The 17,017-nt window shown below is 51.0% G+C and carries 12 protein-coding genes and 1 pseudogene; 3 read left to right on the top strand and 10 right to left on the bottom strand.

Annotated features, from left to right (window positions below; genetic code table 11):
• Window positions 1-6: 6 nt before the first annotated feature.
• The 6 genes from BARVI_RS02380 to purL all read right to left on the bottom strand — a co-directional run bounded on the left by BARVI_RS02380 (window position 7) and on the right by purL (window position 10,705).
• Window positions 7-1,506, bottom strand: a complete 1,500-nt coding sequence (locus tag BARVI_RS02380; protein ID WP_262483814.1) for an aldehyde dehydrogenase — start codon at window positions 1,504-1,506, stop codon at window positions 7-9.
• A gap of 92 nt (window positions 1,507-1,598) precedes the next feature.
• A complete protein-coding gene (locus tag BARVI_RS02375; protein ID WP_025277692.1) occupies window positions 1,599-3,302 on the bottom strand; it encodes an acyl-CoA dehydrogenase family protein in 1,704 nt (567 codons plus the stop codon).
• Window positions 3,303-3,407: 105 nt separating this feature from the next.
• Window positions 3,408-4,427 (bottom strand): electron transfer flavoprotein subunit alpha/FixB family protein, encoded by a 1,020-nt coding sequence (locus tag BARVI_RS02370; protein ID WP_025277691.1) that lies wholly within the window; start codon window positions 4,425-4,427, stop codon window positions 3,408-3,410.
• Window positions 4,428-4,461: 34 nt separating this feature from the next.
• Window positions 4,462-5,334 carry an electron transfer flavoprotein subunit beta/FixA family protein gene (locus BARVI_RS02365; RefSeq protein ID WP_025277690.1) on the bottom strand — a complete coding sequence of 291 codons (873 nt, stop codon included), beginning with the start codon at window positions 5,332-5,334 and terminating at the stop codon, window positions 4,462-4,464.
• Between the two features lie 189 nt (window positions 5,335-5,523).
• Window positions 5,524-6,927 carry an amidophosphoribosyltransferase gene (locus BARVI_RS02360; protein ID WP_025277689.1) on the bottom strand — a complete coding sequence of 468 codons (1,404 nt, stop codon included), beginning with the start codon at window positions 6,925-6,927 and terminating at the stop codon, window positions 5,524-5,526.
• 88 nt (window positions 6,928-7,015) lie between these two features.
• Window positions 7,016-10,705, bottom strand: a complete 3,690-nt coding sequence (gene purL, locus BARVI_RS02355) for a phosphoribosylformylglycinamidine synthase (protein WP_025277688.1) — start codon at window positions 10,703-10,705, stop codon at window positions 7,016-7,018.
• A 1,836-nt stretch (window positions 10,706-12,541) separates the two neighbouring features.
• Here purL and BARVI_RS02345 point away from each other — a divergent pair.
• The 3 genes and pseudogenes from BARVI_RS02345 (at window position 12,542) to BARVI_RS02335 (ending at window position 15,218) form a co-directional block, all read left to right on the top strand.
• Window positions 12,542-13,711, top strand: coding sequence for an IS4 family transposase (locus BARVI_RS02345; RefSeq protein ID WP_025277566.1), 1,170 nt, complete (start codon window positions 12,542-12,544; stop codon window positions 13,709-13,711).
• Window positions 13,712-13,760: 49 nt separating this feature from the next.
• Window positions 13,761-14,667: pseudogene (locus BARVI_RS02340) on the top strand (IS982 family transposase).
• A gap of 317 nt (window positions 14,668-14,984) precedes the next feature.
• Window positions 14,985-15,218, top strand: coding sequence for a helix-turn-helix domain-containing protein (locus tag BARVI_RS02335; protein ID WP_025277686.1), 234 nt, complete (start codon window positions 14,985-14,987; stop codon window positions 15,216-15,218).
• 62 nt (window positions 15,219-15,280) lie between these two features.
• Here the strand turns inward: BARVI_RS02335 and BARVI_RS02330 are convergent, their stop codons facing one another.
• From BARVI_RS02330 to BARVI_RS13090, 4 genes are all read right to left on the bottom strand, one after another.
• Window positions 15,281-15,586, bottom strand: coding sequence for a hypothetical protein (locus tag BARVI_RS02330; protein ID WP_232213994.1), 306 nt, complete (start codon window positions 15,584-15,586; stop codon window positions 15,281-15,283).
• A gap of 125 nt (window positions 15,587-15,711) precedes the next feature.
• Window positions 15,712-16,074, bottom strand: coding sequence for a hypothetical protein (locus BARVI_RS02325; protein ID WP_025277684.1), 363 nt, complete (start codon window positions 16,072-16,074; stop codon window positions 15,712-15,714).
• Between the two features lies 1 nt (window position 16,075).
• Window positions 16,076-16,243, bottom strand: coding sequence for a hypothetical protein (locus BARVI_RS02320; protein ID WP_025277683.1), 168 nt, complete (start codon window positions 16,241-16,243; stop codon window positions 16,076-16,078).
• 13 nt (window positions 16,244-16,256) lie between these two features.
• The gene (locus tag BARVI_RS13090) at window positions 16,257-16,451 is read right to left on the bottom strand and encodes a hypothetical protein (RefSeq protein ID WP_084546958.1); all 195 of its coding nucleotides are present in this window, start codon (window positions 16,449-16,451) and stop codon (window positions 16,257-16,259) included.
• Between the last annotated feature and the right edge of the window lie 566 nt (window positions 16,452-17,017).

Raw genomic sequence — 17,017 nt, 5'->3', positions numbered from 1 at the left:
GTCTGGTTATTTCAAAATCCGTTTGAGCCATTTCAGCTTGTTGCCGTAGGGCGGGAAGCGGAAGTCGGAGTAGAGCCGCTGGTTCGAGGTGACGACGCTGCGCTGGTGGCTGAATGTCTCGAAACTGGTGCGGCCGTGATAGGCACCCATGCCGCTGTTGCCGATGCCTCCGAAGGGCAGGTGGCCGTTGGCTACTTGCATGACGGTGTCGTTGATGCAGGCGCCGCCCGATGAGGTGTGCTGGATCATGTAGCGGGCCCGTTTGCGGCTGCGGGTGAAGTAGTAGAGGGCCAGCGGTTTTTCGCGTTGGTTGATATACTCGACACAGTCGTCGATGTCGTCGAACGGCATGACAGGGAGTATGGGACCGAAAATCTCGTCGGTGAGCAGCGGCGACTGCGGGTCGATGTCGGTGAGCAGCGTGGGGGCTATGTAGCGGTCGGACGGGTCGCAGGTGCCGCCGCAGAGCGGGGTACCGTGGGAGAGTAGGGCGGCCAGTCGCTCGAAATGTCGCTCGTTGACGATGCGGGGATAGTCGGGGTTGTGTTGCGGGTCCTCGCCAAATTGTCGCACGATTTCGCGACGCATCAGCTCGATGAGGCGCGACTCTACCCGGCTGTGCACCAGCAGGTAGTCGGGCGCTACGCAGGTCTGTCCGCAGTTGATGAATTTGCCCCAGACGATGCGTCGGGCAGCCGTGGGCAGATGGGCGTCGTCGTCGACGATGCAGGGACTCTTGCCTCCCAGTTCGAGGGTGACGGGGGTGAGGTGTCGGGCGGCTGCCTGCATGATGTGACGTCCGTACTCCACACCGCCGGTGTAGAAGATGTAGTCAAACCGCTCCTGCAACAGCTCCTCGGTGGTCTCGCGCCGACCGTCGGCCATGGCGATATACTCCTCTTCGAAACATTCGTCGATGAGTTCCTGCAAGGCCTGTGTGGTGTGAGGTGCCTCGCCCGAGGGTTTGACGATGGCACAGTTGCCTGCCGCAATGGCTCCCACCAATGGCGACAGGGCCAGTTGCAGCGGATAGTTCCAGGGGGCGATGATGAGCACACACCCGTAGGGCTCGTAGTGTATGCGGCTTTTGCTCCCGAAGAGGAAGAGCGGGGTGGGGCGACGGCGGTCGCGGGCCCAGCTTTGCAGGTTGTTCTTGGCTATGCGTATCTCGTGCAGGAGGATTCCGATTTCGGTCACGTAGCTCTCGAAGGGCGACTTGCCCATGTCGGCATGTAACGCTTCGTTCAGTTGTTTCTCCCGGGTCACGATACCTTCGGCCAGGCGGTCGAGGGCACACAGCCGGAAGGGGATTTCGCGGGTAATATGTTCGTTGAAGAATGCTTTCTGCTGATTTACCAAGTGGTGATAGTCGTGTGTGGTCATATCGTCGTTGTTTGTAATCGGGTGATAAAGATAACAATTCGCGGGCAGATGCGGTTTAAAATTATTCCAAATTCTTTGAGTAGGGAAAATCGTATTTCCTGGGGCGGTATTCCTGGATACCACGTTGTAGCGCGGAATGATGCGGAGATAATAACAAGACGAGACCTCTCCCCTGTGGGGAGAAGCCTCGTCTTTATGGAGTGAGATTACTCTCGTTACTTGCGGTAGTCGGCCATCATTTCGGGTTTGAAGTGGGCGATGAAGGCAGCGTGTTTGGCTACCTCGGCCTCACCGAAGTTGATGTAAACCTCGGCCGAGTGACGGAACGATTCGTTGCGCGTGGTGTCGGCGAGCAGCAGGTGACCCATGATGATGTGACCGGCCATCTCGACCATGCGGCGAGCCTGGAAGTCGATGTATTCGTTGTCTTTGGTTTCGGTAACCGATTCGACAGCTTTTACATAGGCCTCTTTCATGGCTTTGAGGCGGTCGCGCAGCGGTTCCAGTTCGGGAGCGATGGTGGCAGCCTCGTAGGCTTCGATCTGGTGGAGGAAGGTGCCGGTGGTGACGTGGCGGATAGCGGCTACGACCTGTAACTGGGTGGTGCCTTCGTAGATCGAGGTGATGCGGGCATCGCGGTAGATGCGCTCGCAGGCATAGTCTTTCATGAAGCCCGAGCCACCGTGTACCTGTACGCAGTCGTAGGCGTTCTGGTTACAGAATTCGCTCGACATGCCTTTGGCCAGGGGCGTGAAGGCGTCGGCCAGTTTCTGGTAGGCCTTCATCTCGGCACGCTCTTCGGGTTCGAGCGAACGCTCTTTGGCGATGTCCTCGTAGGTCTTGTACAGGTCGACGAAGCGGGTCGTCTCGTAGAGGAGCGAGCGCGAAGCGTCGAGTTTGGCTTTCATCAGCGAAATCATCTCGTACACGGCGGGGAACTCGATGATGGCTTTGCCGAACTGCTTGCGGTCGCGGGCGTAGGCGATGGCCTCGCGATAAGCGGCCTCCGACACACCCACCGATTGAGCGGCGATACCCAGACGGGCACCGTTCATCAGGGCCATTACATATTTGATAAGACCCAGCTTGCGGCTGCCGCAAAGCTCGGCTTTGGCGTTCTTGAATACGAGTTCGCAGGTGGGTGAGCCTTTGATACCCATCTTGTTCTCGATGCGGCGGACCGTTACGCCACCGCTGTTGCGGTCGTAGATGAACATCGACAATCCGCGGCCGTCTTTGGTCCCCTCTTCCGAACGGGCCAACACGAGGGCAATGTGGCCGTCGCCGTTGGTGATGAAACGTTTCACACCGTTCAGATACCAGCAACCGTCGGCTTCGCTGTATGTGGCTTTGAGCATCACGGCTTGCAGGTCCGAACCGGCATCGGGCTCGGTCAGGTCCATGGCCATCGTCTCTCCGGCGCATACGCGGGGCAGGTATTTCTGTTTTTGCTCTTCGCTGGCAAATTCGTAGATGGTCTCAGCGCAGTCTTGCAGACCCCAGATGTTGACGAATCCGGCATCGGCGCGGCTTACCATATCGGCTGCCATGATGTAGGGCACGAGCGAGAAGTTGAGTCCGTTGTAGCGGCGGGGCATCGAGATACCCATCAGCCCGGCTTTTACCAGGGCGTCGAGGTTCTTCTGCGTGCCTTGGGCATATACCACGTGGCCGTCGACTACGTGGGGACCCTCGTGGTCTACGTCTTCGGCGTTGGCGGCAACGATTTCGCCACTGATTTCACCGGCGATTTCGAGCACCTTTTCGTAACTGTCCATGGCGTCCTCGAAGTTGAAGGGCGCATAGTCATATTTTTCGGCATCGGAGTAGTTCCGTTCCCGTAAGGCCACCAGCTTCTCCATGAGCGGGTGGTGCAAGTGATGTTTCAGATCACTGTTGTCTAAAAAGAAATTAGCCATATTCTGTGTTTACTTTTTCATAAATGAAATGAAAACTCCTTTTTCCCCGGGCCTTGTGAGGCCGCAGGCTTTCTTGTGGCACGGCTATGGTGGTAGCGTGTGCGATTATTTGGAGTTCTTCTTGTAGTATTTAATGAGTTTGGGAACTACATCTTCTACCGTACCGGTGATCACATAGTCGGCTATCGAGTTGATAGGCGCGTTGGGATCGCTGTTGATCGAGATGATGATCGAGCTGTCCTGCATACCGGCGATGTGCTGGATCTGTCCCGAGATACCGCAAGCGATATAGAGTTTGGGACGTACCGTTACACCCGTTTGTCCGATTTGACGATCGTGCTCTACAAAACCGGCATCGACGGCGGCACGCGAAGCACCTACCTCGGCACCCAGCGTAGCGGCCAGGTCGAACAGCATGTCGAAGTTCTCCTTCGAGCCCATGCCGTAACCACCGGCTACGATAATCGAGGCGCCCTTGATGTTGGCTTTCGATTTCTCCATCTGGCGGTCGATAACCTCGACTACGAAGTCGGTATCGGCCACATATTTTTTCGGGTCGAGTTTAACAACTTCGCCTTTGTAGTTGGGGTCGTAGATCTCTTTCTTCATCACACCCTCGCGCACGGTAGCCATTTGCGGGCGGCACTCGGGGTTTACAATCGTAGCCACGATGTTACCACCGAAGGCGGGACGGATTTGGTACAACAGGTTTTCGTAGGTCTTGTTGTTTTTCTTGTCCTCGTGCGGGCCGATTTCGAGAGCCGTACAGTCGGCCGTCAGACCGCTGTGGAGCGACGACGATACGCGCGGACCCAGGTCGCGGCCGATGCTGGTGGCACCCATCAGGCACACTTGGGGTTTCTGCTCCTTGAACAGATGTACCAGTACCGAGGTGTGGGGAATCGAGGTGTAGGGATAGAGGCGGGGATCATCGACGGTATAGACCGTGTCGACCCCGTAGGGGAACACCTGTTTCTCCACGCCGTCGAGGTTACTGCCGATGACGAGCGCTTCGAGTTTACAATTCAGTTGATTGGCCAACGAACGACCTTTGGTGAGCAGTTCGAGGCTCACGTCGGCGATAATGCCGTCTTCTATTTCGCAATATACAATCAGATTGTTCATAATCGTTAGTTTTTTAGTTCATAGTACACGGGCATTAACCAATGGTGTGATTGGCGATCAACTCTTTTACGAGGTCTTCGATTTCGTTGTCGGCTGCCGTGAGCTGCTTGCTTTCTTTGGCTTGGAATACCACGTTTTGTACGGCTTTCACCTTGGTGGGCGAGCCGGCGAGACCTACCTGCGAGAGGTCGGCATCGACGTCGTTTACGCTCCATTCATAGAGGTTCAGGGCCGGGCGTTGCTCATAGAGTTTGAGGCACTCTTCGCTGAGTCCTTGTTTTTCGCTGGGCGTCTTGGCGTATTTGTAACGTTGCACGAGTTTGGCGTTGCGGGGACGGCATTCGTCGGCCGAACCGTTTACGGTAATCACGGCGGGCAGAGGTACCACAACGGTCTCTACGCCCCGTTCGAGGCGACGTTTCACGGTTGCTTTGCCGTTCTCGATTTTGAGTATCTGCTCGGCATAGGTTACTTGGGGGATACCCAGTTTCTCGGCCACCTGGGGGCCTACCTGTGCCGTATCACCGTCGATGGCCTGGCGGCCGCCCAAGATGATGTCGTAGTCTTTGATTTTACGCACTGCGCAAGAGAGAGCGTATGAGGTAGCCAGCGTATCGGCTCCGGCGAAAGCACGGTCGGTGAGCACAATACCGCCGTCGGCACCGCGGAAGAGACCTTCGCGGATAATCTCGGCCGCACGGGGAGGACCCATCGTGAGCAGGGTAATCGTTGAACCCGGATTCTGTTCTTTCAGTTGCAGAGCCTGTTCCAAGGCATTCAAATCTTCGGGGTTGAAGATAGCGGGCAGAGCGGCGCGGTTGATGGTCCCGTCCTCTTTCATGGCATCTTTCCCCACATTTCTGGTATCGGGCACTTGTTTGGCCAATACTACGATTTTAAGACTCATAATTTAATGTGAGATTTATGATTTATAAATATTCGTATGTTTTTGTGTCGTTTTATTGCTGACTTGCAAAATTACAAAAATGATTGTTATTATCAATCTTTTAGCCGAAAAAACCTCCATACCCCGATGCGATAGCGGGGTATCGGTCGGTGGTATAGAGGTTTATGGGGTGAGCCCGCCGGGCTGCGGTTATTCGTAGCTGCTGCCGTCGAAGCAATGGGTGCAGATGCTCTCCTTGGGTAGACCTATTGACTCGACAAGCGTCTCCAACGGGTTGAATTTGAGTGATGTAATTTTCAGCTTCTTGCAGATGCAGTTGACCATGCAGTGGTATTGGGGCGATCCGGTGCGGGCATAGGCCTCGATGTTCTTGTCGGGGTCGCCTTCGAGTTCGGCGATGGTGCGTCGGGTGATGAGCTCCATCTCGCTTTTCGAGGCGGTGAAGTTGAGGAACTTGCAGGGGTAGAGCAGGGGCGGGCAGCTGATGCGCATGTGCACCTCCCTGGCTCCGTAGCGGTAGAGGTCCGACACGTTGTCGCGTAACTGGGTGCCCCGCACGATGGAGTCGTCGCAGAATACCACCCGCTTGCCGTTGAGCTCTGTTTTGTTGGGAATCAGTTTCATCTTGGCTACCAGTTCGCGCATGGCCTGGTTCGACGGGGTGAAGCTGCGGGGCCAGGTGGGGGTGTATTTGACGATACCACGGCGGTAGGGAATCTGTTTGCCCACGGCATAGCCCAGAGCCATGCCTACGCCCGAGTCGGGGATACCCGACACGAAATCGGCCTCGATGTCATCGTTTTTGCCCATCTCGAAACCGGTGTGGAAGCGCATCTCTTCGACGTTCTTCCCCTCGTATTCGCAGGCAGGGTAGCCGTAGTAGACCCACAGGAACGAGCATATCTGCATCTTTTTGCCGGGTTGGGCCAGCGTTTCGTAGCCGTCGGCGGTGAGGCGCACGATTTCGCCGGGACCTATGTTGTAGCAGAGTTCATAGCCCAGGTTGGGGAAGCTGCAAGTCTCCGACGACACGGCATATCCGTTTTCGCCCCGTCCCATCAGAATGGGGGTACGGCCATACTTGTCGCGGGCGGCGATGATGCCCTGCTCGGTCAGGAGCAGCATGGAGCAGGAGCCCTTTATCTTCTCCTGTACCAGTTTGATTCCTTCGATGTAGTCTTTGCCCTGGCTGATGATCATCGAGACCAGTTCCGATTGGTTGATGATGTTGTTGCTGTGTTCGCTGAAATGGTTGCCGCTGGCCAGCAACTCTTTTTCGAGTTCGGCCACGTTGTTGATTTTGGCTACGGTGACGATGGCAAACTTGCCCAGATGGCAACTGATGATGATGGGTTGGGCGTCGGTGTCGCTGATGACGCCGATACCCGAATTGCCGGAGAACTCGGGCAGTTCGGCCTCGAATTTCGAGCGGAAGTATGAGTTCTCGATGTTGTGTATGGCCCGTTTGAAGACGCCGTTTTCATAGGTCACGATACCGGCGCGTTTCGTGCCCAGGTGCGAATTGTAATCTACACCGTAAAAGAGGTCGGTCACGCACGACTCTCTCTTTATGGTGCCAAAGAATCCTCCCATAATGTGCTGTTGTAGTATTGGTTAGTGGTTGATAAAAAGAACAGAGCGAGAGGGCGGCGATGCCCTCCCGCTCTGCGGAATATACGTGTTATTTGGTGTGCTGTTCTACCCATTTGCGGGCGTTGACAAAGGCTTCGATCCACGGGGTCACCTCGTCGTTGCGGCGGTCGGCGGGATAGTAGCCGCATTGCCAGGGGAAGATGGCCCGCTCGAGGTGGGGCATCATGGCCAGATGACGGCCGTCGGCCGAGGCGATACCGGCAATGGCATAGGGCGAACCGTTGGGGTTGGCCGGGTAGGCATCGTAGGTATATTGGGCTACGATGTGGTAGTGCCCTTTGTCGTAGGGTAGTTCAAATTTGCCTTCGCCGTGGGCTACCCAGATACCCAGTTTCGAGCCCGAGAGCGAGCCGAACATCACCGAATTGTTCTGTGGTATGGTGAGCCCGATAAACTCCGACTCGAACTTGTGCGAATCGTTGTGGAGCATCTTGGGTTTCTTCTCATCGTCGGGGGTGAGCAAGCCCAGCTCGACCATGAGCTGACAGCCGTTGCAGATACCCAGACTCAACGTGTCGGGACGGCTGTAAAAGCGGTCGAGTGCGGCCTTGGCCTTTTCGTTCCAGAGGAAGCCTCCGGCCCAACCTTTGGCCGAGCCCAGTACGTCGCTGTTCGAAAAACCGCCGCAGTAGACAATCATGTTGACGTCGTCGAGGGTTTCGCGACCGCTGATGAGGTCGGTCATGTGTACGTCCTTCACGTCGAAGCCGGCCAGGTAGAGCGAGTAGGCCATTTCGCGGTCGCCGTTCACACCCTTCTCGCGAATGATGGCGGCTTTTACTCCGCTGTGGGTGCGGCGGTCGGCCGAGATGCCATATTGGGCCAGCGTGCCGGTGAACGACGGGGCGAAGCTGTATTGCAGGGGTTGCTCCTTGTAGTTGAGGAAGCGGGCCCGGGCAGCCTTTTCGCCGCTCTGTTTGCGGTCGAGCAGGTAGGACGACTCGAACCACACGTCGCGCAGGTGGTCGATGAAGAACTGGTAATCGGCTCCATCTTTATGGATAAGCAGGTGACGCTCTTCGCAGGAACGGGCCAGCTTGATGAAGGCAACACCGGCGTGTTTCAAAATCTTTTCTACCTCGTCGCATTTCTCGACTTGAATGAGGATACCCGGGTTTTCGCTGAACAGAATCTTCACGAGGTCCTTTTCGGGTATTTCGTCGAGCGACACTTCGAGTCCGCCCTCGGTGTTGGCAAAATTCATTTCGAGCAGCGTCGTAATCATACCGCCGGCCGAGATGTCGTGGCCGGACAGAATCAACTCTTTCTTCACCAGCTCCTGTACGGCGTTGAAGGCAGCGGCGAAATATTCGCTGTCCTGTACCGTGGGCACCTCTTTACCTATCTTGTTGAGCGATTGGGCAAATGCCGAGCCGCCCAGTTTCAGCCGGTCGAACGAGAAGTCGATGTAGTAGACGGTGCTGTCGACCCCAGTGCGAAGCACGGGCGAAACCACCTTGCGGATATCCGATACCTCGGCTCCGGCCGAGATGATGACCGTGCCCGGCGAATATACTTTGTCTTGTCCATATTTCTGAGTCATCGAGAGGCTGTCCTTGCCCGTGGGGATATTGATGCCCAGCGAGCAGGCAAAGTCGCTGCAAGCCTCGACGGCGCGGTAGAGGCGGGCATCTTCGCCCTCGTTTTTGCAGGGCCACATCCAGTTGGCACTCAGCGATACGCTGTCGAGACCCTCGGCCAGTGGAGCCCACACGATGTTGGTGAGTGCCTCGGCAATCGACAGCACCGAACCGGCAGCCGGGTCGACCAGTGCCGCTTGCGGGGCATGACCAATCGAGGTGGCAATACCGGCGCGGCCGCGGTAGTCGAGAGCCACCACGCCGCAGTCGCTCAACGGCAACTGAATTTCGCCCTGGCATTGCTGGCGGGCAATCTTACCCGTTACCGAGCGGTCCACCTTGTTGGTGAGCCAGTCTTTGCAGGCTACGGCTTCGAGTTGGAGCACACGCTCCACATATTCGTCGAGTTGGGCCTGGTCGTAGGTAATATCTTCGTAGGTCTCGGTAACCGTGTGGTCGGTCATGACGGTGCGGGGAGCCTTGCCAAACATGTCGTCCATGGCCAGATCGATGGGCTTCACGCCGTCGGCCTGTTTGAAGACAAACCGATGGTCGCCGGTCGTCTCGCCCACCACGTAGAAGGGGGCACGCTCACGGTCAGCAATCTGGCGGATACGGTCGATATCCTCTTCGTGAATGACGATACCCATGCGCTCCTGGCTCTCGTTACCTACAATCTCCTTGGCCGAGAGGGTGGGATCGCCCACCGGCAGTTTCGACATGTCGATTACACCACCCGTCTCTTCGACCAGTTCCGAGAGGGCGTTGAGGTGACCGCCGGCACCGTGGTCGTGAATCGACACGATGGGATTCTCGTCGGCTTCCGACATGGCCCGAATCACATTCGATACACGTTTCTGCATCTCGGGGTTGGCCCGTTGCACGGCATTCAGCTCGATGGCGTTGGCATATTGTCCCGTCTCGACCGACGAAACGGCGCCGCCACCCATACCGATACGGTAGTTGTCACCACCCATCACCACCACCTTCTCGCCGGGCACGGGAGTCCCTTTGAGGGCGTCGCGCATGTTGGCGAAGCCCACACCACCGGCCAGCATGATGACCTTGTCGAAGGCATATTTCTTGCCGTTCTCGGCGTGCTCGAAGGTGAGCAGCGAACCGCAGATGAGGGGTTGTCCGAATTTGTTACCGAAGTCCGAAGCACCGTTCGAGGCCTTGATCAATATCTGTTCGGGCGTCTGGTAGAGCCAGGGGCGGGGAGGCATGGCCTCTTCCCATTCGCGGCCCTCCTCGGTGCGGGGATAGGCGGTCATGTAGACGGCGGTACCGGCAATAGGCAAGCTGGCGCGGCCGCCGCCCAGACGGTCGCGAATTTCACCACCCGTACCGGTAGCAGCACCGTTGAAGGGCTCGACCGTGGTGGGGAAGTTGTGCGTCTCGGCTTTGAGCGAGATAACCGTCTTGATATCCTTGATTTCAAAAAAGTCGGGTTGTTGCGGGTTGACGGGAGCAAACTGCTCGATTACCGGCCCGGCGTTGAAAGCCACATTGTCCTTGTAGGCCGAAACCAGCCGGTTGGGATTATATTCCGAGGTCTTCTTGATGAGCTTGAAGAGCGAGCTCTCCTTCTCCTCCCCGTCGATGATAAACACGCCGTTGAAGATTTTGTGGCGGCAGTGTTCCGAGTTTACCTGTGAGAAACCGAACACCTCGCTGTCGGTGAGCTTGCGGCCTATTTTGCGGCTCAGCTCGTTGAGATAATTGATTTCGTCGGGACTCAGGGCCAGACCCTCCTGCTCGTTATAAGCAGCCATGTCGTCGATATAGACGATGGGGTCGGGTTTCTTGTCGATTTCAAAAATCTGTCCGTCGATACCGTTGTAGAGCCGTTGCAGCATCTTGTCAAACTCGGCCTTCTCGTTTTCGACCGGGAAGAACTCCTCGATGCGGGTAATGCCCGAGAGACCCATGTTTTGCGTGATTTCCACGGCATTGGTACTCCACGGGGTAATCATCTCTTTGCGCGGTCCTACAAACCAGCCCGGCAGCGAGTTTTGAGCAAGCTGCTCGGCTTGGCCGAAAAGCCAGGATAACTTTTTTGTCTCCTCGGCCGAGAAGTCATGATCGGCCTGGACAGCGATAATGTTTTGAACGGGGGTTTTGAAAAGAATGACCATTATGTCTTGTTTTTTAGTGGCATGGTTGTATTCCCGATTCCATCGGAAAAAAGGCTCGGGAACGATTTATGGGTTTTCGTCGCAAAATTAAATAAACTTTCTGGAATAACCTCGCGAAAAGTGGGGAATGACTTTTAAATGGATTGAATCGATTTGTGGGCTGTTGCGTTATCTCGTGAAAGTTGGTTGGCTATGACAATTATGCTCATGTATGGCGAATAATAACGTGGCGTATGAGTTTGGTGCGGTATGTTACAACATTTAATATTGATTGGCCTATGAGGTATACGGGAGAGCTTGAAACCAATGTGCAGCAGTAATAAGTAGAACAGCAATGGGCGGAACGGCTGCTTGACGAACAAGACGGAGTAGTTGGAAGCCGCTAAGACCGAGGTGATAGTGGCACTCATGGCAAAGGTCGGTTCCCTATTCGGCAATGGAAAGCTGAAAGAACTTGAATTCAGAAATGAAGATTTACAAAACCGCATACAGGAATTTGAAGTTGTAACTCTATTACAAGAAGAGCAATATACCAGACAGATATAGAAAATGAAGTAAGTTTACTAATAACAACATCACAAGTTGTCAGAATTTACAAAAATTGTCAAACGTTACTTCCCTTATGTGGAAAAGCTGATTCCGGCCATTAAGTTTTTACGTGATACTCTGAATTTTAGCGATGAGCAAATCAAAAAGCTGTGCATGTTTAAGAATGTCACCATCAAAGGAGTACTCTATTCCTCTGAATACAGACAACGCTTCAAGACTGATGTTGGAGGTTTGCTCACTTAAAGAGAACATAGATGGTAAATTGTTTCAAAATAGGCGACATTTCACATATAAGTTGGTTCAGACGCGAGAAAGACGAGTTTATGGGAGTATTTGGATTATCGACAAAAAAGCAAAACAGAGGTATTAAGTTGTAAATCAAAATAAAGTCCATGATAGTTGAATAATATATTGCGGATTTTTTATACTTTTGTATTTGGATTGAAACAACTCTATCCAAAACATATTTGAAATATCGAGGCGTTATGCTCTAATCTTGTATGTACGAAGCCTGAGAAACTTCAAAATAAAGGAAACAAGAGAGGTCATAATGGTCTCCACGCGTATGCGTGGGGCTGTTATTCCCACATCTGTTTCCAAAGGTTTTCTTAGGGCCTGTACATTAAGAAGTGTGGCATACAGTTCCACGCTTGAACCAAAATATAATCAACATTTAATTGATTATCAAATCGTTTAATCGGTATTCACTATAATTTGTGACCATAAAGTTCCCTATAGATACAAGCCGCTCTGTAAATTACACTCAACACTAATAGTTTGGAAACCTACTTATATAGGATCAGATTACCATTTGGAATAGTCTTATACATAAGCGATGCGTCAAGCAAAAACAAATAATAATGTAAAACTAACGTAACGTGAGTTCGATATAATGATAAATATATTTTTCTGATAATTAAAAACATAGCGATAAAAGTATTAAATTTATAGTGTCCAATTATACACTGCTGTCCGGAGAAGATTCTCCAAAGCAGCTATTATTAATTAATACTCAACTGGTTACGAGGATAATAAAATTTTTCGATTAGAAATCATAGTTTTGCAAGAAGGTATAAACAGCCAATTCTGCAAACTATGAACAAAGGAAAAACAATATTTGCACAGGTTATGTCTCTTATAAACACATACGAATTCACTAGTGTCCGGAGAAAAATTCTCCGACAAGGGTTTAATTATTAAACATCAATAATGTTATAAGCATTAGAAAATTTTTCGATTAGAACATCAGTAACTTTGCGGTAGCCATCAAGAGGTTATCCGCAAGCCATGAACAAAGGAAAAACAATCTTCGCTCAGATTATGTCTCTCATTAACGAATACGAGTTCAAGAAATGTGTCGACCGCTACAAAGGTGACCGGCATGCTATCAAATTCAATTGTCGTGACCAGTTCATGGTGATGAGTTTTGCACAGTTCACTGACAGAGCTGGTTTGAGAGATATAGAGACTACACTTAACCTCTGCGGCGACCTCTATCGCTCCGGAATCAAGGCAATACCTCGATCCACGCTTGCGGAGGCCAATGAGAAGAAGGATTGGCGTATATATCAAGACTTTGCGATGACTTTGGTAAAGGAAGCCACGATGCTTTACAAGGATGAAAAGCTGCGAATTGGTCTTGAGGAGATGATATATGCGTTTGACAGCAGTACCATTGAACTGTGTCTTAAGTTGTGTCCATGGGCCGAGTTTCATCATGGTAAGGGCGCGTTCAAGATACATACACTGATGGATCTGCGAGGCTCGATTCCCACATTTGTCATGCTCACGCCAGGCAAGGTTAACGATGCCAGGATGATGGACAAGATTCCTGTTGAAGCAGGTGCTTTCTACCTGATGGATAGGGGATATGTTGCCTTTGAGAAACTTTACAAGCATTTCCAGCAAAAGGGCGCCTACTTTGTTACACGCGCCAAGGACAATATGTCTTATGAGGTTATTGAGTCCAGACCTGTCAATAAAGACTCGGGCGTTCTTTCGGATGAGACTATCAGACTTGCTGGATATTACTCTACCAGAAAGTATCCAGACACATTGAGACTTGTTGTGTATGAAGACTTTGAGACTGGAAGAGTATATCGATTTCTGACCAGCAACTTTGCGATTGACGATCCGCTGACTATTGCGGAACTCTACCGTGAACGCTGGCTGATAGAACTGTTCTTCAAATGGATCAAGCAGCATCTTCACATCAGGACTTTCTACGGCACTTCCAAGAACGCCGTGTACACGCAGATATGGATAGCCATTTGTGACTATCTGCTGCTCATCATTGCGAAGAAGCGATACGGGTTGGATCCAAGTCTTCATTCTATCTCTAACTCAATCGGACAAGTCCTCTTCCAGAGGGCGGATATCCGTGAAATTTATAATCAGCCGACAACTCCCGTTTGTGTTCCGGAGGCGGGTTCTGTCGAGCAACCTACTTTATGGTAAAATTTCTCCGGACAGCAGTGCCAATTATAACATTTAAACGATTACCACTATGTTTCCAGAGTCTAAAGTTACGGAGATTTATTGTATGGCAGATGATTTTTGCAAGGAATTTGTATTGCAACAGAAAAAATATATGATTGAGGAGAAGAAGACCAGGCATCGTAACAAACCTAACCGTATGAGTGATGCTGAGATTATGGTTATTCTAATCCTGTTCCACTCTGGTGGTTTCCGCTGCTTCAAGCATTACTACAAGGAATATGTTTGTAAACATCTGAAACACCTTTTCCCGCATCAAGTATCTTATAACCGTTTTGTAGAACTGGAGAAGGAAGTATTACTTCCCATGACCATCTTCATCAAAAAAGTACTGCTGGGAACCTGTACCGGTATCAGTTTTGTTGACTCCACTCCTTTACGTGTTTGTCGTAACCAAAGAATCTTGATTCATAAGACATTTGAGGGACTTGCCGGGCGTGGAAAATGTTCCATGGGATGGTTCTTCGGGTTTAAGCTTCACCTGATCATCAACGATAAGGGTGAAATTCTCAATTTCATGTTTACTCCGGGAAATGTGGATGACCGTGAACCGCTGAAACAGACAAAGTTCCTGAAGAACATCAAGGGCAAACTGTGTGCGGACAAGGGGTATATCGGGCAAACCTTGTTCGAGAACCTATTTCTTAACGGCATACAGCTGATAACCAAAGTGAAGAACAACATGAAGAATTCCCTGATGAGCGTAGCTGACAGGATTCTGCTGAGAAAACGGGCTTTGATAGAAACGGTCAATGATGAGTTGAAGAATATCGCACAGATTGAACACTCCAGACACCGTTCCTTCAATAACTTCATTGCCAATTCGCTATCTGCCATAGCGGCATACTGTTTCTTTGAAAAGAAGCCCGCCATTGACCTGTGTTTTTGTCAAGGACGGGCAACTTACTATGTTTTGAATTATATCGAACTCACGTTATTTTATTCTTAGTTTTTATAAGAAAAAGATAAAGTATTGAATAATAATCACTTTTGATAAGTTGTATAATCAGGTTTGTGAGTTGGCTTTCTTGTCAACCTTGTCAACGCTAAAATATATATACCTAGTCTGTTTTTAGAATCTTCCAGTTCCGCTATCAACTCATGTGCAGATTATACTTCCGAACAGACGGACATATATTCCCTAAAAATCCAATGAACTACGTGGTATTCCCATATTTAACCTATTTAATTTTGATTTGCGTCATTGTATCTTTAAGGCCAAAACAAGGTCGGTATGGATATATGCAAACAATTCTCAGAGATAAAGCCGGAACAGTCGTATTCGGTAAGCGAGGCGGCACGTTTCCTTGGCATACACCGGTGTACTATCTATGATTACATTACTCATACGGAAAGGCCGCTGCCGTTCTTCCGGATGCAGGACAATCTGAGAATACAGTTCCGTGGTGAAGACCTGATTGCCTACAAGACTGCCGGACTACCGAAAAAAGGACGCAAACGGAAGTAGGATGAAAATTTCATGGCCTGCCACATCAATGGATATATAGCAGGTCATGTTAATATTTGTGGTTAACCTGTTAAGCCCCTGACCGCTTCAAGTAGCTCACCGACCATATCCTCTGCCGCTTCCATATCTGCCAACACGTCTTTCATATGGTACGGTGCGCCATTTTTCCCGTGTCCGTTGCTGTCCAGCCACAAATAGGCTTCCGAGTCTGCGTCAAAGCCCTCGTAATATTCTTCCATGTCCCTTTCCAAACTTTCAAGGCTGCGTCCTTGCATCGTGGCAGAAAAGAAGAAATCCTGTCCGGCAGGAGTGAATTGGGAAAACTCAAAAATGACGATATTCTTGTCCTGATGCTTCTCTGCATCCACATGCCATCCGTTTGTCTCTGCGCATTGGATAACTTCCTTTATAATCTTGTTTCTCGTTCGCATGATTACTGATGTTTGTGTCAGCCGTGGCACTTGACTGATTGTACCACGACTGACGGGTTGTTTTAATGTTCAAATCTGGCTAAGAACTGTTGCAGGCGGAAGTCCTGCAAGTTCTTTAACGGCGTAGGAGTGAAATTCTCCTGTTGCCTTACTTGCAGTTTGCCAAGTCCTTGTGCTGTAAAGTCAAGCTCCACTTCCGACAGCTCGTTAAGAGATATGTAGCCGTATTCGTCCTCCGCAAGTCCTACCACGATACCATAAAGAATGGCGTCGTTTCCCTCTTTTTCACCTTCAAGGATGAACCAGCGTACCGCTCCAAAAGCAAAGATTGTACGGCAAACAGCTTCTTTTCCCTTGCCGTCCTGGGAATAAAGGGGATAATCTTTCAAGGCTTCCTCCAACCGGGGTGTCATCAGTCTGCACATATCAGTCAAATTCAATTTCATCGTCATACACTTCTATTTCCGCTCCGCTGCTGAACTGCACGATAAAACCTTTTGCAGTCCTGCCCACAATAGTTCTGCGATGATAGCCACGCCACGGCGTGACCAGTTCGCATTGCTGCCCGTATTCGGGGAAATCTGTCTCATACATAATTGAAAAGTTTTTAGATGGTTGCTTGATAGTAAATTCCGGGTTCTGTGGAAACATTGTAGATGTAGCTGCCACAACGTACCAACAGGCAATCCTTGCCGTAATACAGTCGTTTCATGCCCCTGACGCTTCCGCTCCTGTGGAAGTTGGGAAAGTGGTCTATGCCCACTCTCCGACCTTGCTCGATAGTCATTCTTCTTGTCCGCATAATTCCTTGTGTTTAAGAATTGATAAATCTGATACTTTTCCCTTTTGTGAAGCTCCTTTGAGCTTCTTGGTCGGGAATACCGTTTTACGTGCAAATTGTCACTGCGGACACAAGGGAGAATAAGGCAAGTATGAGGCCGGAGAGTGCGGACGGAATACCCCAATTTTGGAGTGACGAGAAAATTTGTGGAAGGCTTCCGTCAAGCCCTCCAGCCGAAAGCTCGTGGCGGTACTTGACATTTCTCCCGTCCGCAGTAGTTTTGCACGATAAAACGTACCCGGCCAAGAAGTCCAAAGGTGGCTAAAAAAGCTCCATAAAGCAAGCCCAATTTATAAAATAGCATCCAAGCTAATCTGTTTTCCAAAGACCGTTGCCATTGTGAGAGCCTACAAAATGGAGCATAGTGGAGTCTTGCAGGCTCTCTCTCTATGGTAACGGGTTGGGAGTGCCCATACTGTTGTAATTTTCTGTCAGCAGAACTTACTTGGTGCCAGAGGCACGGAGAAAATCTGATGGCTGTTGTTCATTGCCATGCACAGATACATTCATTCCAGATTACAGTTATT

It is taken from the genome of Barnesiella viscericola DSM 18177 (assembly GCF_000512915.1).
GTDB classification, from domain to species: Bacteria; Bacteroidota; Bacteroidia; order Bacteroidales; family Barnesiellaceae; genus Barnesiella; species Barnesiella viscericola.
This window is presented reverse-complemented; position numbering and strand designations above follow the sequence as displayed.